Origin of the sequence: Flavobacterium microcysteis, from assembly GCF_006385255.1 — a bacterium.
Taxonomy (GTDB): Bacteria; Bacteroidota; Bacteroidia; order Flavobacteriales; family Flavobacteriaceae; genus Flavobacterium; species Flavobacterium microcysteis.
Genome location: NZ_VFJE01000054.1, coordinates 1 through 20,822, shown reverse-complemented (window position 1 = coordinate 20,822; position 20,822 = coordinate 1). Strand labels below are relative to the sequence as shown.

Here is a 20,822-nt window from a genome sequence, read left to right as displayed (position 1 = left end):
CAGAGTCGCAAAGGTTAAATCTGTGTAATTATTCTAATCTGTGGCCAAAATAAAAAAATGTTTTTGAGAGAAAAGACAACAATAATCTCCGGTAAAATATATCTTTGCTTTGAAATGAATTGGAAACAGCTTAAATATCAAAAGAATAGACTGCTTAGAGCCGCATTGGCAATATTGTTATTGTTTACGGTTTCTTTTAGTCATACTTATGCAGACACGGTTAGGCAAGCCTTCCAGTCTGAAGCATTCTATTCTAAAAATAATAATTCCGAACGTAAGGCAATTTCATATAAAGGAGCCATACGATTTGGTGTTTTAGATATCAAATCCGGGACAGGTATTGTCAGCAGCACAGATTTTAGTGCGGTTCATACTGCCCAAGCCAAAGTAAAAGCCAATCAAAAACACAAAGAATATTGTTCGTTCAAATCAAACGTTCAATTTTTTAGAACAGAGTCAATTCCTGCCTTCGCAGAAGAAATTCCTATATCATAAACTGCCAGGCTTTTACTGCCTATATTCCTTAAAGATTTAATTTATTAAGTAAGCCATTGTTTTTAATCCAATGGCATAAAAGCATGCAGTAAATTATGAAAAGTTTCATGAAAAAGTTGAAACTTCTGGGCTATGTCATATTGATAATTTTAGCCTCCTTAGCAGCAGGAATTAGTGGAGCTCCAGTTCCAATGCGAGGTAAAAAAGAAGAACGCAACGAGATAAATATTGAAATGGTTGATTTAAAAGAGGATTCAACCGAATCAGAAAATATAGAAATTAAAAAATAAAAATCCTGCAGCAATTTGTGCTGCAGGATTTCTTTTTTAGGGAAAAACAGTGTATTATTTTTTCGCTAATTTGATTGTATTTAATTTACGTCCTTCAACTTCAGGAACTAAAAGATAAATCCCTTGCTGCCATGAAGAAGAATCGATAATGATATTTTGCGAAACATCATTGGCGGCATACGATTGGGTGAAAACTTCCCTGCCATCAATTGAATAAATATGCAATGCAGTATCACCAGGTTCATTCAGCTTTAAAGTCAACGTTTCTGTAAACGGATTTCCTAACACAGAAATTCTTTTAGTAAAAAGAAAATCTTGGGTGTCAAGGTCAAAACCTGTACTAAAAATAATTTGCCATGAATTTAAGCTTCCCGTATCTTCTTCTCCATTGTCATATAAGGTCATTGTCCAATTGCCATTCACAGCCACACCATTCAAAAAAGTAGTGAGGTTGCATAAAGGAATGTCGGTTGGGAAAGAGGAGGTGGTGCCGCCAGTTGGGGCATAAGATCCTGCAGGAATACTTTGAGTAGAGCCAGGAGTGGCAAAGTTGATAGTTGTTGTATTGGCCGAATTAAAGCTCAGGATATTACCTGAAGCAAAATCCGAACTATCTCCACAGCTAGTATCACTAGTGGCGCCCAATCTTTTAATTAATGCACAAGAAGTACCGCCCGGAGTTCCTAATTTTGCCACAACATCACCAAGCCAGGTGTGTACCAAATCCAGGTTGATTGTCACCTTGGTAGGATCCGTAATTGCTGCTGTAATTGGTACATTAATGGTTGTTACTACGTTACCAACAGATGTAGCGCCTGAAGCGCAGCTTGATCCGACTCCATCAGGGATGGGCGTTACCGTGTTAAAGGAATACGTCTGTGCGTTAGTTAGCCCGCACGACATCAAAAAGAAAAAAAGTAGTTTTGTTTTCATAGGTACAAAATTTAATTAATAATAAAACTCATTACATCGGTGTTTATGTAATAATAGGGAGAATTTTAGCATCTCACAGAAAGGTGGTATTTTCTGTGTTTAAATATTTGTTTTAGGAAATTAGGACAAAGATAACCCAATTTGCTGCTAATTAACAAAATAAATATATTAAGTACCTGATTAATATGCTTTTAGTGTATTTTATTCAATAGAATTTGCAAGATGGAAATAAATGCCTGCTTTTATGATAATTATGATCTTATTTCCTTAAATTTGAAATCTTTAAATTCATTCTACACTTAATGCAAAATCCCTTAAATATTGCAATTGTAGGCTCTGGTCTTGTGGGTTCGCTTTTGGCAATATACCTTAAAAAAGCAGGTCATTCTGTTCATGTATATGACAGAAGTCCCGATATCAGAAAAATCCAATTTTCTGGACGATCGATAAATCTTGCCATGTCTCATAGAGGATGGAATGCTCTCGATAGAGTTGGTGTTGGAGATGCTGTGAGAGCCATTTCAATTCCAATGGATAAAAGGGCGATTCATTTAACGGATAAGCTCAATTTTCAACCCTATGGAAAAGAAGGCGAAAGTATTTATTCCATTTCAAGAGGAACTCTGAACAGAAAGATGATCGATCTGGCTGAAGAAGCCGGTACAGAGTTTTTCTTTGAAAAGAAAATCTGGGATGTTACACTTGCAGATGCCACATTGCACATAGGAGAGACAGAAAGAGGAGAGTGGGAAGCTGTAAAATATGATGTAGTTTTTGGTGCAGATGGTGCTTTTTCCAGAATCCGTCACAGAATGCAACGTCAAAGTATGTTTGATTATTCTCAGGAATTTCTTCAGACTGGATATAAAGAATTAAACATACCGGCAAATCCAGATGGTACACACAGATTGGATAAAAACTCTTTCCATATTTGGCCAAGAGGTGATTATATGCTTATTGCACTTCCTAATTTAGACGGAAGCTTTACCTGTACGCTCTTTATGCCATTTGAAGGCGAAAATTCCTTTGCGTCACTTACAGACAGGAAGAAAGTAGAAGACTTTTTTGAAAAGCATTTACCGGATACCGTTGATGTAATACCAAACCTGGCAGAAGATTTTTTCAAGAATCCAACGAGTACGCTGGTAACTATGAAATGTTATCCGTGGACTTATGATGACAAAGTAGCGCTGATTGGAGATGCCTGTCATGCAATTGTTCCGTTTTACGGACAAGGAATGAATGCAGGTTTTGAAGATATCACCGTATTGAATGATTTCATGGAGCAATACGGAAACGATTGGGAACGCATTTTTAAAGAATATGAAAAGAGCAGAAAGCCTAATGCAGACGCTATAGCCGAATTATCTTATAGGAATTTCATGGAAATGAGTTCTAAAACTGCCGATGAAAAATTCCTGCTGCAGAAAAAAATAGAAAAAAGATTTTCAGATAAGTATCCTGAAAAATGGTTGCCATTATATAGCAGGGTAACATTTAGTCTTGACCCGTATTCTCAAGCCTTGGATGTGGGTGATTTTCAAAATCAGATCATGGAAGAAGTCTTGAAAATGGACAATATAGAAACAAAATGGGATAGTCCTGAAATTGATGAAAAAATTTTAGAACTGCTAAACAGAAAAAGAAAATAATACGTTATCGTCTTATTATAAATAAAAACAGGGATTAATCATTACGACTTAATCCCTGTTTTATTTTATATATCTAATAGATCAATTGTCTACTTTTTTAGTAACGGGTTTGATAAGTACCCTAAGTGTTGAGTCGTTGTTGAAATAACTAAAAGCCCAATTCACAAAAATAGTCAGCTTGTTTTTGACACTCAATATCAACATAAGGTGTACAAACATCCACGTAAACCATGCGAAACGGCCTTGGAAGCTAAAACTTGGCAGATCAACCACCGCTTTTCTTTTTCCAATAGTTGCCATAGAACCCTTATCGTGATACTCATATTCCTTTAAAGGTTTGTTTTTTGCCAGAAGCTTGAAGTTTTTCGCCAGAACTTTTGCCTGTTCGTTTGCTACGGCGGCCAATTGCGGATGACCATTTACGTATTTAGGAGTAGTCATATAAGCAATATCTCCAATAGCAAAAACATCCTTTAGGTTTTCTATTTCATTAAAACGATTTACAATAAGTCGGTTGCCACGTGTAATAGCAGTTTCCGGAACGCCTTCAATCTGGTTACCGGTTACGCCTGCAGCCCAGATTACGTTTTTAGCTTCTATTGTTTCACCATTTTTCAATCGAACGGTACGTCCGTCATAATTTTCAACAACGGTTCCGGTTTTCACGATGACACCAAGTTGCTCCAGATATTTTCGGGATGCTTTTTTAGAGTCGTCACTCATGGCGTTTAAAACGTTGGGAGAACCTTCCAATAGGTATACGGTAAGTTTTGAAAAATCCTTATCAGGATAATCTTTGGGCAAGATGTTCTTTTTCATCTCTGCCAAAGCTCCGGACAATTCAACTCCTGTTGGTCCACCGCCAACAATTACAAAGTTGAGTATGTACTGCAGCTCTTCAGGGTTTTTTGTGATAACAGCATCTTCAAATGTCTGAAGGATACGGTTTCGGAGTTGGATAGCTTCAGGAACCGACTTCATTGGAAAAGCACAATGCTCTAAGTCTTTATTTCCAAAATAATTAGTTCGGCAACCGTAAGCCAATACCAGATAGTCATAAGAAAACTCTCCAATAGAAGTTTTCAGGAGTTTTTTATCAGCCTCTACAGACAAGACATCTGCAATTCTGATTTTTACGTTTTTAGAACGTTGGAAAACTTTTCGGAGCGGGAAAGAAATACTTGCCGGCTCGAGCCTTGCTGTAGCCACTTGATATAACAATGGCTGGAATTGGTGATAGTTATTTCGATCGATTAAGTAAACTTCGTAGCCGGTATTTTCAAGGTCTTCTGCAAGGGTAAGACCTGCAAATCCGGCTCCTACAATAATGATTCTTTTTTGGGTTTCCATACAGGTTTCATTTGTATGTAAAGTTACCAAATTTAAAGGGTCTAGTCCTCTCTATTAACTTTTTCTAAAGAAAAAGCAGGCAGGCAAACCGACAGGTATTCGCAAGGCTCGTCAAAAGGATTGGAATACTGTACTCTTGCATTTTTTTCAATCTTGATGGATTGTCCGGCTTCCAGAATTATAGTTTCGCCTTCGATGATAAATTGTTTTTTACCTTTTATTATATAGGTATACTCATCAAATTCTGGAACTTGATAGGGTTCGCTCCATTTTGGAGGTGCAATCATATGTGCGATTGAAACATCAGAATTGTTATTGGTAGCATTCCCGAAATGCTCTTCAATCACTTTGCCGTCGTTTGTAGGGACAACAAAGGGACTTTTTTGTAAGGTGTATTTTTTCATTATTTCTTAAATATAAAGTAGACAGCCAGAATCAGAAAAACAAAACCTACGGCATGATTCCATCTGAAAGTCTCGTTTTTGAAAAACAGTAGAGAGAAGATTACAAAGATTACCAAAGTAATAACTTCTTGTATGACTTTGAGCTGCATTAAAGAAAATGGACCGCCATTTCCGTTAAAGCCTATTTTGTTAGCGGGAACCTGAAAGCAATACTCAAAAAAAGCAAGTCCCCAGCTCACCAATACGATTGTTATTAGTCCGGCATTCTCGAACCATTTCAATTCCTTAAATTTCAAATGCCCGTACCAGGCTAAAGTCATAAAAATGTTAGATAGCACCAGCAGTCCTATCGTAATAAAACTCTTCATTTATTTTTTGAATATTTTGGTCAGTACTCCAAAGAAGCCTCGTATAAAAGTAGCGCTGGTTACTACCTTAATGATGCTTTTTGTAGTCTGGCTCATTGGTTCGTTTGCTGCTTTCTTTTCTTGTTTAGCTTCTTGTTCTTTTTGTTCGGTTTGGGCAGCTTCCTGTTGAATGTCCTGTATTTTTTTAGTTAGGATTTCATAAGCACTTTCCCTGTCAACTATTTCGTCATATTTCCTAACTAGCTTAGAGTTGCTGTTAATTTCTCCAATTTCGCTATCTGTCAGGACATCCATCCGGCTCATAGGTGCTCTCATCATAGTAGCCGCCAGTGGAGTCGGAATTCCCTTTTCATTTAATGCTGTAACCAGAGCCTCTCCGGTTCCAAGAGAAGTCAGTAATTCGTCAGTTTTGTAATACTCGGAAATAGGATAGTTTTCAGATGTCATTTTAATAGCCTTTCTGTCATTGGCAGTAAAAGCTCTCAAAGCATGTTGAATCTTCAATCCGAGTTGCGCCAAAACAGAACTTGGAACATCCATTGGATTCTGGGTTACAAAGTAAATCCCAATTCCTTTGGAACGGATCAGTTTTATGATGGTTTCAATCTGATCAAGTAAGGCCTTGCTGGCCTGGTTGAAAATTAAGTGGGCTTCGTCAATAAAAATAACCAGTTCTGGCTGTCCCGAATCGCCTTGTTCCGGCATGACATTATATATTTCGGCCAAAAGGCTCAACATAAAAGTAGAGAAAAGCTTCGGCTTGTCCTGAATATCGGTCAGGCGGATAACGTTTACATAACCTTTGCCATTTTCATCAATTCGCATCAGGTCGTTGACATCAAATGAGATTTCTCCAAAAAAGATGTCGGCACCTTGTTGCTCAAGCTCGATAATTTTTCGGAGTATAGTACCGGTTGTTGCAGTTGAAATCTTGCCATAATGCTCTTCGATTTCAGCTTTACCTTCCTCAGTGATATAATTGATAACCTTTTTGATGTCTTTTAGGTCAAGAAGTGGCATCTGCTTATCGTCACAATATTTAAAGATGACGGAAACCACACTGGCCTGCGTGTCATTCAGGTCTAATATTCTTGAAAAGAGGACGGGTCCAAATTCAGAAATAGTAGCACGTAAGCGAACACCATTCTGTTTCGATAATGTCATCAATTCAACAGGAAACCCTGATACCTGATAAGGAATATTTATTTTGGCCTGACGCTCCGTGATAAAAGGCTGTTCTACGCCAGGTTTGGCAATACCGCTAAAATCTCCTTTGATATCCATCATCAAAACCGGTATACCTAATGAGGAGAGCTGTTCAGAAAAGACCTGTATGGTTTTTGTTTTTCCTGTTCCTGTTGCTCCGGCAATAAGGCCGTGGCGATTCAACGTTTTTAAGGGGATTTTAATAAGTGCATCTGGGAGTGCTTCTCCATTAAAAATAGCGCCACCAAGCGTGATGCTTTCTCCTTTTGTAGCATAACCCGTGTTAATATGACTGACGAAGTCTTCTTTAGAAGCCATGAGCAAAAAAATGTTTAGGATGAATAGAAATGAACAAATATTTACAAATTTAGGATTGTTTTTATTTATTGACACAAATTATGCCTTAAATAATTGGCATATAATTTTAATATTAGGGAGTGTAATAAAATTATCATTATTGAGTTATAATTCAGCTCAATAAAATAGACTTTGTTAAGGATAAAACATACTGTTTTTTTAATGAAATTAACTTAAATGGTTTTAAACCAGTGGGATATCTCCTTTTTTGAAACTAATTATTTTAAATTTCTTATTATTTATTCGTTAAGATTGTAATAATATATAGTTAAGACGGAATAAAAAACAGCAATTTATTTTTTTTTATCCACTAAAAATATAAATTTGTCGTTCTTATAAAATATCTAGGGTAAATAAATATTATCTATTACCAAAATTAAATTCTAAAAATTAAAAAACTAAAATTAAAAAAAATGGCACAGGCATCAAACGCAAAGGTTCAAAACAATGCAGGAAGCAAAAGCTCTAACGTATTTGCAGGATTGACGATTTTAATTTGTATTCTTATCGGGTACCTTGTATGGGAATTCGTAATGGGATCTCCATCAAACTTCCAACATGATAACCCAGCAGGTCAACCTTTACAAGGAAACTACCTAGGAATGGTTTACAAAGGAGGATATATCGTTCCTGTATTGATGGGATTACTATTGATGACAATCGTATTCTCATTCGAAAGATTTTTTGTTATTTCTAAGGCTGCAGGAAAAGGGGATGTTGAGAAATTTGTAAAAAGCGTTCAAGGTCAAATTTCATCTGGAGATATCCAAGGTGCATTAGACGCATGTGATAAACAACAAGGTTCTGTTGCAAACGTTGTGAAAGCAGGTTTGATTAAATACCAAGAGGTTAAAAGAGAGAACTTCGATACTGAAAAAGCATCTGAAGTAATCCAAAAAGAAATAGAGCAGGCTACTTCATTAGAAATGCCAATGCTTGAGAAAAACTTAACTATCCTTTCTACATTGGTATCTTTAGGTACATTATTAGGATTGATGGGAACTGTATCGGGGATGATTAAAGCGTTCGCTGGATTGGCAACTTCTGGAACTCCAGATCAGGCTGAATTGGCAAACGGTATCTCTGAAGCACTTATCAACACGTTGACAGGTATTACAACTTCAGCTCTTGCAGTTGTTGTTTACAACTACTTTACTTCTAAAATTGATACATTGACTTATTTTATCGATGAGGCTGGTTTTACTATCACTCAAGCTTACAGAAGAGCTACAAACCGTGACTAATTAAAATAAGTTTCATAATATATTAAAGCTATGAGAAGGAATGTTTCTCCTTCTCAGCTTTGATTAAAAAAGTAAAAACAATGGCTAAAATAAAATTGTCAAAGAAAAGTTCAAGAATTGACATGACTGCGATGTGTGACATGGCATTCCTTCTTCTGTCCTTTTTCATTATGACAGCTACAGCAAAAGTCCCTGAAGCTTTGCCAGTAGAAACTCCGGCCTCAACGGTTCAGACCAAATTACCAGAAGAAAATCTTGCTACCCTAACAATTGGTAAAGAGAAAGTGTTTTTTGGAGTGACTGGAAGAGAAACTAGAGCGGAAACTCTAAAAAGAATGGGAGATAAATACAAGATCCAATTCTCGGATGCTGAACAAAAGAAATTCTCACTTATTGATGGTTTTGGTGTAGATATCAGAAACATGAAAAAACTGATTGAAATGCCAAATGAGCAGAGAATGAAAGAGGGAGTTCAGCCAGGAATTCCTTTCGATTCTATCAATAATCAATTAGCTGACTGGGTAAAAACTGCCAGAGAAGTAGCTAAAGATATGGATGGTAAAGATTTAGATATCGCTATTAAAGGTGATGCTAAAGAAGAATACCCTACAGTAAAAAAAGTTTTAGATATTTTGCAAAAGCAAAGTAAGAATAACTTTTTCTTGGTTACTGGTCTAAGAAGTGATGATTTTTAATAAAATAATATATTCGTAAGAAATGGCAGAATTAAATACTGGCGACGGCGGTGGTAAAAAAGGCGGTGGCAAAGTAAGAAGTAAAAAAGCAAATCCTTCGGTTGATTTAACAGCCATGGTGGATTTGGCATTCTTATTGATTACCTTCTTTATATTAACGACTACGTTGTCAAAGCCTCAATCGATGAATTTGGCAATGCCAGATAAACAAAAAATCGAAGATACTCCAACTGAAACACCAGCCTGGAGAACTTTAACTCTAGTTTTAGGGACAGGTGATAAATTGGTTTGGTATAGTGGAAGAGCTGACGGACCGCCATTAGACGGGCCAGTTGCTACCACATATGGAAAGACTGGCGTAAGAGATTTGATCCTTAACAAAAAGGCAGGTGTTGATGCAAGAAACAAAGCAGAAGGTGCCGATCTTGAAAAAAGCGGTATTACCGTTATCATAAAGCCAAGTAAAAAATCAAATTATAAAAATTTGGTTGATATTTTGGATGAGATGGCTATCACAAAGGTGAAGAAATACGCAATTGTTGACATAACAGATGCAGACATTAAGTTTTTGGAAGACAATAAAATTTATTAGTCTGATTCATTAAAATCTATAAAATATTAAAATATGTCAAATTCAAAATTAGACTTATTCGAACAAAGCTGGATTGAAAATGTTTTTGAAGGTAGAAACAAAAGCTATGGTGCGTATGAATTGCGTACTAACAGCGGAAAAAGAACCTTAAAAGCATTAGCAATTGGTGCAGTCATATTTTTGTTCATGGTTTGCATTCCAATCATCTCCAAATTCATCTCTGACAATATGGTCAAAGAGGATAGAACCATTGATGAGCAGGTTACTCTGGTAAATGTCCAGGAACCTATAAAAAAGGAAGAGATTATTGTTGAGCCGGTTGTTCAAAAACAGACTCAGAGTAATGTGGATATCCAAAAATATGTACCGCCTGTTATTGTTGATAAACAAGTCGTAAAAGAAGAAGTAGCCGTAGTAGCTGAACTTAAAAAAACAGGTTCTGAAACTGTAAAGGCAAAAGAAGGTGGGGAAGTAGTTCTTGATGGAACACAAAGTGAAATCAAAGTTGATGCTGAAGTAATTGAAGAAGATCCAAATAAAATTTATACATCTGTACAAGTTTTACCGGAATTCCCAGGAGGTATCACAGGTTTCTACGCTTATGTAAAAAAGAATTACAGAATCCCTGAAGTAGATGACGATGTGAGTGGTAACGTAATCGTAAACTTCGTTGTTGAAAGAGATGGTAGTCTTACAGACATCAAAGTTGTAAGAGACTTAGGTTACGGAACAGGTAAAGAAGCTATCAGGATGTTAAAATCAGCTCCAAAATGGAAGCCTGGTATCCAAAATGGTAAAGCGGTACGTGTTTCTTACAACCTTCCAATCAAATTAGTGATCAAATCTAATTAATGAACGGTAGTAAGTATAGGACCAATAAAGATCAGAAATCGCTCCTCGGGCGATTTCTTCTTATTTTAGGAATGCTGTTTTTTTTGATGTATTTCGTTATGGGCATGGCTATTATCTTTTGGAAAGACTTACCAATCGAAATGCCTAAACCTTATAGAATAGCTTTCGGATTACTGCTAATCGTATATTCTTTTTTTAGATTTATACGTTTTATCAAAAAGGACCAACAATAAAACTAATTTAGAAATGCCAAAATATCTAAGATTTTTATTATTTTCTTTTGCCTTTGTACTGACAATTTTCTTTATTGATTCCTGTGCAGACAAGAAGAAAAAAGAAGACGAAACAGCAACGATTTACGTTGATGAAACAGTCATGCCAATGATGGAAGATCAGCTAGTTGTTTTTCATAGCCAAAGACCAGAAAAAATAAATCTTATTCCTAAGACAGAAGTTGCGATTCTGGACTTGTTGAAAAATGACTCGACAAGATTGGTCGTTATGTCAAGAACCTTGTCAAAAGGGGAAGAAAAAAGATTTACAGATAAAGGCATTGTTCCAAGAATAACCCAAATCGCCATTGATGGGGTTGCCCTTGTTGCAAATACTAAGGCAAAAGATACGGTAATTGATTTACAGGACATCATTGATTTTATGAACGGGAAATCTGTAGCTACTATCAAGGGACTTGTTTTTGATAATGCCAACTCAAGCACAATTGATTTTTTAAGCAAGAAAGCATCCGTAACAAAAGTGGATAGCAAAAATATTTTTGCCTTGAAAACAAGCAATGATGTTATCAAATACATTGGCGAAAATGACGGTTATATTGGAGTTGTTGGGGTGAATTGGATGACACAACCTATGCCTGATATGTTGAATTCCACAAGTAATGTCAAGGTTTTGGCTGTCAAAAATGTTAAAAGTGAACCAAATTCAACAGAATACTATAAGCCTAGCCAATCCAACCTGGCAGAGGGTTTATATCCTTTAACACGAAAGATCTTTATGTTAAATTATGAAGGATCTGTTGGTTTGGGTATGGGTTTTGCCACTTTTGTGGCAGGAGACGTTGGACAGAGAATAGTTTTAAAATCCGGACTTGCTCCTGTTAGGTTAGCTTTACGAGAAGTGAAAGTTAGAGAAGACATCGAAAATAAATAAAAATTATAAAGAACGAAGAAATGAAAAAAATTAAGTTTATCAGTTTGTCGCTATTGTTTTTTGGAACTGCTGTCTTTGCACAAGACTTAGAGCAAGCCAAAAAAGCAATCGATGCCGAACAATATCAAAAAGCCAAAACAATCCTTAAATCATTAATTGCATCAAGTCCTGATAAAGGGAAGAATTATTTTCATTTAGGAGAAGTATATCTTGCTTTGGATAATGCAGATTCTGCAAAGATTTATTTTGACAAAGGAATCGTTGCCAAAGACAATGGCAATTTCAATTATATTGGACTAGGTGAAATCAGCCTGGATAACGGAAACACAACAGAAGCAGAAGCTAATTTCAACAAAGCTATTGCTAATCTGAAAAAGAAAGATGCTGAAGAATTTTTATACATAGGTAAAGCCTATATTAATTCAGAAAAGCACGATTATAAAAAAGCGATAACTTCTCTTAAGAAGGCAATCGCTGTTGATGCAAAATATGCACAGGCTTTCTTAAGTTTGGGTGATGCTCAATTTGGTGATGCCGATGTAAACAGTGCTTACAGTTCTTACAGAACAGCATATGATTTGGATAACTCTTTGTTGCGTGCAAAAATGCAATTGGGTGTTATTACCAAAAATGCTAAAGCGTTCCCTGAAGCGATTTTAGCTTTTAATGAAGTAATCAAATTAAATGCAAACTATGGTCCTGTTTACCGTGAGTTGGCAGAAACGTATTATTTCTGGAGTACAAGCGACACATCAAAACGTGCAGAGTATATCAAGAAAGCGTTAGAGTATTATGAGAAATACATGAGCCTGACCGATTATTCTCTAGATTCAAGAATGCGTCATGCTGACTTCTTGATTCTTGCTAAAGACTACGAAGCTTTGCAAAAAGAAGCACAGGCAATGCAACAGTTGGATAAAGTAAATCCTAGAATCTTCAGATATTTAGGATATGCAGCTTATGAGAATAAAAACTATGATGAAAGTATCAAAGCGTTAAATGACTTCTTAGCAAAAGTAGATCCAAAAAGAATCAGCGCAAGAGATTACCTTTTCTTGGCTAAAGCAAAATTAGGGAAAGCAATTTCTGCTGAGGGTACTATTGCAGATAAAGCTCAATTTGACAGTGCAATGATTGACTTAACAAAAGCTACAGAAATTGATCCAGCAATCGGATCAGAGTTCAGTGATTTAGGAGTGTCATTATACAAGCAAAAACTATATATAGAATCGACTAAAGTTTTTGAAGCTGCTACAAAAGCACCAAATTCTAAAAATGCACTTCTTGATAACTTCTATCTTGGAAATGCAGTTTTGTTCTATGTGGCAAACGACCTAAAAACAGATGCAGAAAGAAACAAGCCAGAAGTACAGGAATTGCTTAAAAAAGCAGATGCAGCTTATGCAGCAGTAGTAGCTGGTTCGCCAACAACTCAAGATGCACACCTGAACAGAGCAAAAATCAACAGATTTATTGTTGGGCCAGAAGCTAAGGAAGCTGCTGTGGCAGCATACCAAAAATATATTGAAGTTGTACATGCAAAAGGTGAAGCAGAATTAGCTAAGGATAATGTAAAATCAGGATTGATTGGAGCATATTCTTACATAGGTTCACACTATGCAATATCTGACAAAGCAAAAGCAAAAGAATATTTTGAAAAAGCATTGGTATTAGATCCAACTAGCCAGTACATCAAAGAATCTCTTGATGTATTGAAAAAATAAAAATCAGAAGTTTTAAAAACCGACACATAGTGTCGGTTTTTTTTATGTCCTAACCGGAATAATCATAAACTTTATTTAAAGCCTTATTTTTAAAAACTGCAATACGAAATCAAATCCTTATCTTTGCAGACTATTTTTAAAGATGATGTTGAAGAAAGAATTACAAATCGCTGTTGAAAAAGGAGTAATGCTTCCGTTGATGGAAGAATTTTATACCATTCAGGGTGAAGGATATCACACAGGTACAGCAGCGTATTTTATCCGTGTAGGCGGATGCGATGTAGGATGCCATTGGTGTGATGTCAAAGAAAGCTGGAATGCAGAATTGCATCCGCCAACAGCAATCGAGACAATAGTGGAGAATGCAAAAAAATATGCCAATACTGTTGTTGTGACAGGAGGCGAACCTTTGACTTGGGATATGGGGCCGCTTACGCAGGAACTGAAAGAAAAAGATTTAAAAGTACATATTGAAACTTCCGGAGCCTATCCGCTTTCCGGTACCTGGGATTGGATTACGCTTTCACCAAAAAAGAATAAGCTTCCTACCCAGACGGTTTATGACAATGCAAACGAATTGAAAGTAATTGTCTATAATAAGCACGATTTTATCTTTGCCGAAGAACAGGCAGAAAAGGTCAATAAAAATGCAATATTGTTTCTGCAACCTGAATGGAGCAAGAAAGAAGCAATGACCCCATTAATTGTTGACTATGTAATGAACAATCCAAAATGGAGAGTATCGTTGCAAACGCATAAATATTTGAATATTCCATAAATTTGGAATTATATTTGCTAATAATTAAACCAACATAAAAAACAAATAACAAATGAAAAAATTAATAGTAACATTCGCTTTCGTATTGGCAACTCAAGTTGGATTTGCTCAAGATGCAGCTTTTAAAAATGATGTAAAAAAAGTAATAGAAATGACTGGAGCTTCAGCTCAAATTGATGTGGCAAAAAAGCAAATTCTAGGAATGATCCCTGAAGCAAAGCAAGCAGCATTCTTAAAAGATTTTGATGCAACAATGCCATCTTATTTTGATAAAGTTGCTGATGTTTACATGAAAGAATATACACATGCGGAGATTAAAGACATGATTAAATTCTACGAAACTCCACTAGGTAAAAAAATAACTTCTAAAGCAGGAGTCCTGACTGAAAAAACAATGGAAGCGGCTCAAGCTTGGGGTGTAGAATTGCAAGGTATTATGATGAAATACATGCAATAATAAAAACATCTTTTTATATACAAAACCCAAATTGTAAATTTGGGTTTTTTTATACCTTCTAACTATGAAACAGCTTTTTCTTCTAGATCCATCCATAACTTTTTTAAACCATGGTTCCTTTGGTGCTTGTCCAAAACCAGTATTTGACGAATATCAAAGACTCCAACTGGAACTGGAAAATGAACCAGTTTATTTTATTCAGAAAAAAGCAGCGGTCTATTTGAAAAAGGCAAAAGAAAAACTGTCAAAATATATAGGTTGTCAACCAGAAAACTTCTTTTTTACACCCAACCCTACGGTTGCCATTAATACGGTTATGAGAAGTTTGAACCTCCAGCCAGGTGATGAAATCCTGTCAACAAATCATGAATATGGAGCAATGGATAGGACATGGGCTTATTTCTGTAAAAAAACAGGAGCAAAATATGTCCGACAGACAATCTCCATGCCCGTAGTTTCAAAAGAACAGTTACTGGAAGATTTCTGGAAGGGCTATAATTCCAATACTAAGGTTATTTTTATAAACCAGATTTCCAGCGCAACGGCACTAATATTTCCGGTGATGGAAATTTGCAAGAAAGCACAGGAACTAGGATTGATAACCATTGTTGATGGTGCTCACGTTCCGGGACATATTTCTTTAAACATTGAAGAAATGAATGCCGATTTTTATACAGGAACCTTACACAAATGGATGTTAGCACCAAAAGGGAGTTCATTTCTATATGTAAAAAAAGAATTTCAGGATGATTTGGATCCGCTTGTTGTGAGTTGGGGCTATGACAATGAGTTTATTGCCCAAACACAATTCTTGGATTATCATGAATACCAAGGCACAAGAGATATTTCTTCTTTTTTATGCACTCCAAAAGTTATTGATTTTCTGGAAGAAAATAATTGGAAGGAAATAACAGAAAATTGCAAACAGATAGTTTTAGACAACTACCAGCGTTTTTGCGATTTGCTAAGCACAACACCTATATGTCCAATCACAAAGGAATTTTTAGGACAAATGGCAAGTATTCCGGTCAGAACCGATGAACCTCAAAAGCTAAAAGAATTGCTTTTTGAAAAATATCAGATCGAAATACCGGTTATGCCTTTAAATGGAGACTTTTATATACGATATTCTATCAATGCCTATAATTCTCAAGAGGAATTGGACAGGCTTTATGAAGTCTTAAAAGAAATCATAGCCTCAACCAATTTGATAAAAATCTAAAGAGTCAATCTGGCGAGATAGTCATAATGGTCACCTTCTGAAACGAGTTTGCATTGGAGGCCGTTGGCAATAGCGGCATTCTGTAGTGTATTGTAGTCAACATACAGCCAATCAAACGGTTTTTCTTCTTCTTTTTTATAATAGATCGTAAATGTAATCTCTCCATAATAGTCCCTTTCGGTTGGAATCCATTTTCCGCCATCTTCATCCTCGTCAAACATATAAATGATATCGGAAGAATCAATAAGGATTTGGCCAGTTGGTGTCAGCAAAGATTTCAGCTGTTGCAAGAAAGAAGAAAGGTTTTTCAACTTGCCGCAGATACCGGTGCCGTTCATCAAAAGCAATATTGTATCAAATTTGTTTTCAGGATTAGAAGAATCCAGTTCCATCATATCTTGAACTATTGCATTGTCAAGACCTCTTAAACGGCAAGCTTCAATAGCATTCTCAGAAATATCAATAGGAAGAACCTCTAGTTTTTTATTATTTCGAAGATATAAGCTGTGGCTTCCGGCTCCGCAACCCACATCCAAAACCTTTCCTTTAGCCAGAGTCATTGCTTTTTTTTCAATTTTTGGCATGGCTGAATAATTCCGGAACAAATAAGCAACGCTCATTTCATCAGCTTCGGAAATTGAAGTTTCGGTAATGAGGTTTTCCCACGAATTGTTTGTCTGATAATCCAATATGGCTTTTCCAAAAAGGTCTTTCATGATTTATGGTATATTTTAAAAAGATAAAGAAGAAAGTGTAACTTTGTCCGCAAATAAATGAAGTGGAACAAGTAATCAAAAATCTTCCAAAACTGGCCAAAGATAAGCATAACGAAAACAAGAAGTATTTCGATAAGCTTAAAAAGAAAGCGCCGAAGAATATCGATTATATCATGCAGGAATTGCATGATCAGGAATTTAAAAGAACAGATTGCCTGAAATGTGCCAATTGCTGCAAGACAACAGGGCCACTTTTTACCCTTGCCGATATCGAGAGGATATCTAAACATCTTCGCCAAAAGCCACAACAATTCATCGATCAGTATCTTAGGGTCGACGAAGAAAACGATTATGTGCTTCAAAGTGTTCCCTGCACATTCTTAGATACAGAGAATTATTGTATGATTTATGATGTCAGGCCAAAAGCATGTCGTGAATATCCACATACGGACAGAAAAAAATTCCAGCAAATTTCAAACCTGACATTGCAGAATGTAGCAATTTGTCCGGCAGCCTATAATATTGTAGAAGAAATGAAAAAAAGAATGCCTTTATAAACAATTGCTGTATGAAACACAAAAGAAATTTATTGTACATCTTCCTGGCATCTGCCATCATCTCAGTTTTGTTGGTTTTTGTCAACCAGGATATAGTTGTCAGAAGCCTTTTCGATAAAGTTATGGAAGCTGTGATTATGACAGCTCTTATCTACATCGTTCTGGTAGTGCTTTATTTTTTGATGTTTGTTGCAAAGTCAGGTGCCAACAGAATCGCTAAAAAGCAAAAAAAAGACCTTACAAAGTAAGGCCCTTATATTAGACAAAAATATAATCTTCTGGGAGTTCGATTGATTCATCGAATCGGCCGCCTATGGCATCAACAACATAATCAATCCCTCTTTTGATATATTCTAATATTTTTTCAACCCATTCCTTTGCGTTATGAAATAATTCAATGGCTTTCTCTACATAAGAATCAATCATTTCGAAAAATTCCTGTAGTTTATCCATATAATTCAAAAGTAGTTGCGATGTATCCATTTGTAGCTATTTTATTAAGATTTAAATGCGACTGATAAAAAATAGCCGCATCTAAAAATACGTATTTTCAAGAAAATTCCAATTAATAAATTTCATATTTTTTTCTTATTTTTTTGAAATCTTCAATTCCTTTTTCCCAGCTTTTTTTGATGTCTGCTTCAGACATCCCAGCTTCAATCTGTTCCTGTAGCTTTTTAGTTCCTGCCAATTTTGTAAAGAATGGAATAAAAAACTTCGATTTGTCGGCTGTAGTCGCATAGGCTTTCAAAAGCCATTTTAGTTCGATACCCTTTACTCTCGGAGCATTCGAAAGATCTTCACCATAGCACACTTTACCATTATGCATCGGATCTTTTGAACCCAAATTTGGTTTAGGAGTAAAACTGAAGTCGGTTTTTGGTAAAAAAGGAGAGCCATATATCTGAAATTGCTTATCTGTTCCTCTTCCCAGGCTTACATTGGTACCTTCAAAAAAACATAAACTGGCATACAGATTTATGGATTGGTCATTCGGTAAGTTTGGAGAAGGTCTTACAGGAAGTGAATAGCTCATGTCTTTTGTATAATTTACACAAGGAACAACGGTCAATTCACATTGAATTCCGTTTTTAAGCCATTTTTCGCCATTGATCATTTTTCCATATTCGCCAATAGTCATGCCGTGGAGTACAGGAATAGGGTGCATTCCAATAAAACTTGAATTTTCTTTTTCCAGGACAGGGCCATCCACAGTATTTCCCTTTGGATTTGGTCGGTCTAAAATCAATAACTTTATTTTGTTTTCGGCACAAGCTTCCATTATATAATGTAGAGAAGATATATAGGTATAAAAACGAGCGCCCACATCTTGAAGGTCAAAAACCAAAATATCTATACCAGCCAATTGTTCCGGTTTAGGTTTTTTATTATCACCATAAAGAGAGATGATAGGAATTCCGGTTTTGGTGTCTTTTCCATCTTTTATTAGTTCTCCTGCATCAGCAGTTCCCCTAAATCCGTGTTCAGGAGCATAGATTTTTGTGATATTTAGCTTGTTCTCTACTAACCAATCCACCAGATGCATCGATTTAGTTGCAGGTTCCGTACGAAGTTCGTCCCTGTTTTTTGCATTAGGGTTATAATTAACAATACTGGTTTGGTTGGCAACAACACCAATGTTTTTATATTTTTTTAAAAAGGGCAGGTAAGTTATCCAATCGTCAGCGCCTGTTTTTATTTCAGCAATAGCCGTAGAAGATTTAGAACTCTTGACGGTGTCCTGAGCTTTCGTTTTTTCAGTTCTTGCTTTTGGGTTATATGAATTTCCACAGGAAAGAATTGACAAAACCAAGAATAAAGCTGTATTTTTGAAAACCATATTTGATATCATACAAAATTGAATTTAGAATATTTTATAGCCAAAAGACTGATTGCTGCTAAAAATCATAAAAGTAGTATATCTGCACCAATTATAAAAATTGCGATCGCTGCCATTGCAATAGGTATGATCATGATGATTGTGTCTGTAGCGACAGGAATCGGTCTGCAGCAAAAAATACGTGAAAAGGTTGCGGCTTTTAACGGACATATTATTATAACTAATTATGATGATAACCAATCGCAGGTAAGTATCAGTCCAATTTCTACCAATCAGGATTTTTATCCGAAGTTTAAAAATGTTGAAGGCATAAGCCATATTCAGGCTGTAGCTACAAAAGCAGGAATCATCAGAACAGAAACTTCTTTTGAAGGTATTATATATAAAGGAGTAGGAAAAGATTATCAATGGAAGAATCTGGAAGAATATCTTGTACAAGGAAAACTGCCAGATGTAGAACATAAATTGACGCCAGATGTTTTGATTTCAAAATATCTTGCAGATAGACTGAGTTTGAAAGTGGGCGATAAGTTCAATACTTTCTTCATGAAAGATAATAGTAATCAATTGCCTAATCTGAGAGTATTTGTTGTGGCAGGGATTTACAATTCCGGATTTCAGGAATTTGATGCTACCTATATAATAGGAGACATTCGCCATTTACAACGAATCAATAAATGGAAACCAGATCAGGTGGGTGCTTTTGAAGTTTTTATTGATGACTTTAATCAGATTGAAGAGAAAGGGCAACAGGTTTATAACAATACCCAAAATAAAGAAGACGCATCAAAAACGCTCGACACCCAGACAATTTCCGAGAAGTACTATAATATATTTGAATGGTTACAGCTGTTTGACTTTAATATAATAGTCATTATAGTAATAATGATTATCGTGGCTACCATTAATATGGTAGTTGCATTGCTAGTTCTAATCCTGGAGAGAACTCAAATGATAGGAATACTCAAAGCAATAGGAGCAAACAACTGGTCAGTACGCAAGATATTTTTATACAATGCCTTCTATTTAATAGTTCGTGGATTGCTTTGGGGGAATTGTATTGGGATTGGTCTTATTATTATTCAGCAGCAATTCGGCATTATAAAACTAAATCCAGATAGTTATTATGTAAATGTAGCGCCTGCTCATTTGGATTGGTTGTATATTTTATTGCTCAACATTGGAACATTGGTTATCTGTTTGGCTGTTCTTTTGATTCCTTCCTATATAATAACGAAGATTTCTCCGGTAAAAGCGATCCGTTTTGAATAGCCTTATATAGGTAAAAGGTGTTTTTCGGGAGGTTTCTGAAAGATTTTCTCTCTTATACCTTATATATTCCCTTTTTTCAGGTGTGTTTTCAGGGTACTTTACCAGTTATTTCATACACTTTCTAATTCTCTTTCCTTGATTTTATAGGCTTCGGACATTATACCTTGAAAAAGGGAAAAAAAAGTTTGCCTGCACGGACCTGTTTTCCAGTACCTTGCGAAAAACTTCAAAAAAAAGTTACCATAAAGTTTGCGAAAGCGGAAAAAGGTGCTACTTTTGCACCCGCAATAAAGGCGAAGTTCATAGGTAAATACTGACAGGAAGCGGATTTTGAAAGGGGATAAAAATTTCCAAAAATAAATTTGCGAGAATCAAAAAGGTTTTTTACTTTTGCACCCGCAATCAGGGCAACGTTCATAGACAAAATGCAGTACCGGCTTAGATGAAAAAAAAATTCTGAAAAGCTTGCGGGAAACGGAAAAGGGTCATATCTTTGCCGTCCGCAAAAACGGTAAGGGCTTAAAAAGGAAAGAAAATTTTTTTTCAAAAAAAGCTTGCAGGACTCGAAAAGAGTGTTACCTTTGCAGCCGCTCCGAGAGGGGCGACAGAAAACAAGAAGAACACGTTCATAGACATATTGGATTGACAGCAAAT

24 protein-coding genes are annotated in these 20,822 nt (G+C 35.9%); 15 read left to right on the top strand and 9 right to left on the bottom strand.

All coding sequences use genetic code 11. From position 1 onward, the window contains the following. Nucleotides 1-63: 63 nt before the first annotated feature. Both FJA49_RS09090 and FJA49_RS09085 read left to right on the top strand, forming a co-directional pair. Complete coding sequence (locus FJA49_RS09090; RefSeq protein WP_140000666.1) at nt 64-495, top strand: hypothetical protein; 432 nt, start codon at nt 64-66, stop codon at nt 493-495. Between the two features lie 95 nt (nt 496-590). Next, nucleotides 591-785 carry a hypothetical protein gene (locus FJA49_RS09085; RefSeq protein ID WP_158629472.1) on the top strand — a complete coding sequence of 65 codons (195 nt, stop codon included), beginning with the start codon at nt 591-593 and terminating at the stop codon, nt 783-785. Nucleotides 786-839: 54 nt separating this feature from the next. Here FJA49_RS09085 and FJA49_RS09080 read toward each other — a convergent pair whose 3' ends face one another. Next, nucleotides 840-1,718 (bottom strand): proprotein convertase P-domain-containing protein, encoded by an 879-nt coding sequence (locus tag FJA49_RS09080; protein ID WP_140000664.1) that lies wholly within the window; start codon nt 1,716-1,718, stop codon nt 840-842. A gap of 302 nt (nt 1,719-2,020) precedes the next feature. Here FJA49_RS09080 and FJA49_RS09075 point away from each other — a divergent pair, with 302 nt between their 5' ends. Continuing rightward, nucleotides 2,021-3,370, top strand: coding sequence for an FAD-dependent oxidoreductase (locus FJA49_RS09075; protein WP_140000663.1), 1,350 nt, complete (start codon nt 2,021-2,023; stop codon nt 3,368-3,370). A gap of 81 nt (nt 3,371-3,451) precedes the next feature. Here FJA49_RS09075 and FJA49_RS09070 read toward each other — a convergent pair whose 3' ends face one another. The 4 genes from FJA49_RS09070 to FJA49_RS09055 are packed head-to-tail and all read right to left on the bottom strand — an operon-like array spanning nt 3,452 to nt 7,016. Next, a complete protein-coding gene (locus FJA49_RS09070; protein WP_140000662.1) occupies nt 3,452-4,720 on the bottom strand; it encodes an NAD(P)/FAD-dependent oxidoreductase in 1,269 nt (422 codons plus the stop codon). Nucleotides 4,721-4,761: 41 nt separating this feature from the next. Then, nucleotides 4,762-5,124, bottom strand: coding sequence for a cupin domain-containing protein (locus tag FJA49_RS09065; protein WP_140000661.1), 363 nt, complete (start codon nt 5,122-5,124; stop codon nt 4,762-4,764). Further along, nucleotides 5,124-5,492: a DMT family protein gene (locus FJA49_RS09060; protein ID WP_140000660.1), complete on the bottom strand. Its 369-nt coding sequence runs from the start codon at nt 5,490-5,492 to the stop codon at nt 5,124-5,126. Before FJA49_RS09060 ends, FJA49_RS09065 begins: the two co-directional genes overlap by 1 nt. Further along, entirely contained in the window at nt 5,493-7,016 is a 1,524-nt protein-coding gene (locus tag FJA49_RS09055) for a helicase HerA-like domain-containing protein (protein ID WP_140000659.1), read from the bottom strand. A 452-nt stretch (nt 7,017-7,468) separates the two neighbouring features. Here FJA49_RS09055 and FJA49_RS09050 point away from each other — a divergent pair, with 452 nt between their 5' ends. The 9 genes from FJA49_RS09050 to FJA49_RS09005 all read left to right on the top strand — a co-directional run bounded on the left by FJA49_RS09050 (nt 7,469) and on the right by FJA49_RS09005 (nt 15,783). Then, complete coding sequence (locus FJA49_RS09050; protein WP_140000658.1) at nt 7,469-8,299, top strand: MotA/TolQ/ExbB proton channel family protein; 831 nt, start codon at nt 7,469-7,471, stop codon at nt 8,297-8,299. Between the two features lie 80 nt (nt 8,300-8,379). Then, nucleotides 8,380-8,994, top strand: a complete 615-nt coding sequence (locus FJA49_RS09045; RefSeq protein ID WP_140000657.1) for an ExbD/TolR family protein — start codon at nt 8,380-8,382, stop codon at nt 8,992-8,994. 22 nt (nt 8,995-9,016) lie between these two features. Next, the gene (locus FJA49_RS09040) at nt 9,017-9,586 is read left to right on the top strand and encodes an ExbD/TolR family protein (protein WP_140000656.1); all 570 of its coding nucleotides are present in this window, start codon (nt 9,017-9,019) and stop codon (nt 9,584-9,586) included. Nucleotides 9,587-9,619: 33 nt separating this feature from the next. Further along, nucleotides 9,620-10,438 carry an energy transducer TonB gene (locus FJA49_RS09035; RefSeq protein WP_140000655.1) on the top strand — a complete coding sequence of 273 codons (819 nt, stop codon included), beginning with the start codon at nt 9,620-9,622 and terminating at the stop codon, nt 10,436-10,438. A 246-nt stretch (nt 10,439-10,684) separates the two neighbouring features. Then, nucleotides 10,685-11,602: a PstS family phosphate ABC transporter substrate-binding protein gene (locus tag FJA49_RS09025; RefSeq protein WP_140000653.1), complete on the top strand. Its 918-nt coding sequence runs from the start codon at nt 10,685-10,687 to the stop codon at nt 11,600-11,602. A gap of 20 nt (nt 11,603-11,622) precedes the next feature. Further along, a complete protein-coding gene (locus FJA49_RS09020) occupies nt 11,623-13,326 on the top strand; it encodes a tetratricopeptide repeat protein (protein ID WP_140000652.1) in 1,704 nt (567 codons plus the stop codon). 145 nt (nt 13,327-13,471) lie between these two features. Continuing rightward, the gene (locus tag FJA49_RS09015; RefSeq protein ID WP_140000994.1) at nt 13,472-14,104 is read left to right on the top strand and encodes a 7-carboxy-7-deazaguanine synthase QueE; all 633 of its coding nucleotides are present in this window, start codon (nt 13,472-13,474) and stop codon (nt 14,102-14,104) included. Nucleotides 14,105-14,156: 52 nt separating this feature from the next. After that, the gene (locus FJA49_RS09010) at nt 14,157-14,561 is read left to right on the top strand and encodes a DUF2059 domain-containing protein (protein ID WP_140000651.1); all 405 of its coding nucleotides are present in this window, start codon (nt 14,157-14,159) and stop codon (nt 14,559-14,561) included. A gap of 64 nt (nt 14,562-14,625) precedes the next feature. After that, nucleotides 14,626-15,783 carry an aminotransferase class V-fold PLP-dependent enzyme gene (locus FJA49_RS09005; protein ID WP_140000650.1) on the top strand — a complete coding sequence of 386 codons (1,158 nt, stop codon included), beginning with the start codon at nt 14,626-14,628 and terminating at the stop codon, nt 15,781-15,783. Here FJA49_RS09005 and FJA49_RS09000 read toward each other — a convergent pair. Beyond that, nucleotides 15,780-16,499, bottom strand: a complete 720-nt coding sequence (locus tag FJA49_RS09000; protein ID WP_140000649.1) for a class I SAM-dependent methyltransferase — start codon at nt 16,497-16,499, stop codon at nt 15,780-15,782. The two genes, FJA49_RS09005 and FJA49_RS09000, sit on opposite strands and share 4 nt — an antisense overlap. A gap of 62 nt (nt 16,500-16,561) precedes the next feature. Between FJA49_RS09000 and FJA49_RS08995 the strand changes: the two genes are divergently transcribed. Further along, on the top strand, nt 16,562-17,056 hold the full coding sequence (locus tag FJA49_RS08995; protein WP_140000648.1) for a YkgJ family cysteine cluster protein: 495 nt from the start codon (nt 16,562-16,564) through the stop codon (nt 17,054-17,056). Nucleotides 17,057-17,067: 11 nt separating this feature from the next. Then, nucleotides 17,068-17,304 (top strand): hypothetical protein, encoded by a 237-nt coding sequence (locus FJA49_RS08990; protein ID WP_140000647.1) that lies wholly within the window; start codon nt 17,068-17,070, stop codon nt 17,302-17,304. 10 nt (nt 17,305-17,314) lie between these two features. Here FJA49_RS08990 and FJA49_RS08985 read toward each other — a convergent pair whose 3' ends face one another. Then, a complete protein-coding gene (locus tag FJA49_RS08985; RefSeq protein ID WP_140000646.1) occupies nt 17,315-17,539 on the bottom strand; it encodes a hypothetical protein in 225 nt (74 codons plus the stop codon). An 82-nt stretch (nt 17,540-17,621) separates the two neighbouring features. Beyond that, nucleotides 17,622-18,908: an exo-beta-N-acetylmuramidase NamZ family protein gene (locus FJA49_RS08980; protein WP_140000645.1), complete on the bottom strand. Its 1,287-nt coding sequence runs from the start codon at nt 18,906-18,908 to the stop codon at nt 17,622-17,624. 6 nt (nt 18,909-18,914) lie between these two features. On the opposite strand from FJA49_RS08980, the gene FJA49_RS08975 reads away from it, so the two are divergent. Then, nucleotides 18,915-20,168: an ABC transporter permease gene (locus FJA49_RS08975; RefSeq protein WP_140000644.1), complete on the top strand. Its 1,254-nt coding sequence runs from the start codon at nt 18,915-18,917 to the stop codon at nt 20,166-20,168. Nucleotides 20,169-20,394: 226 nt separating this feature from the next. Here FJA49_RS08975 and FJA49_RS18565 read toward each other — a convergent pair. Next, a partial coding sequence (locus tag FJA49_RS18565) for a hypothetical protein (RefSeq protein WP_233590107.1) occupies nt 20,395-20,822 on the bottom strand: 428 nt, incomplete at its 5' end.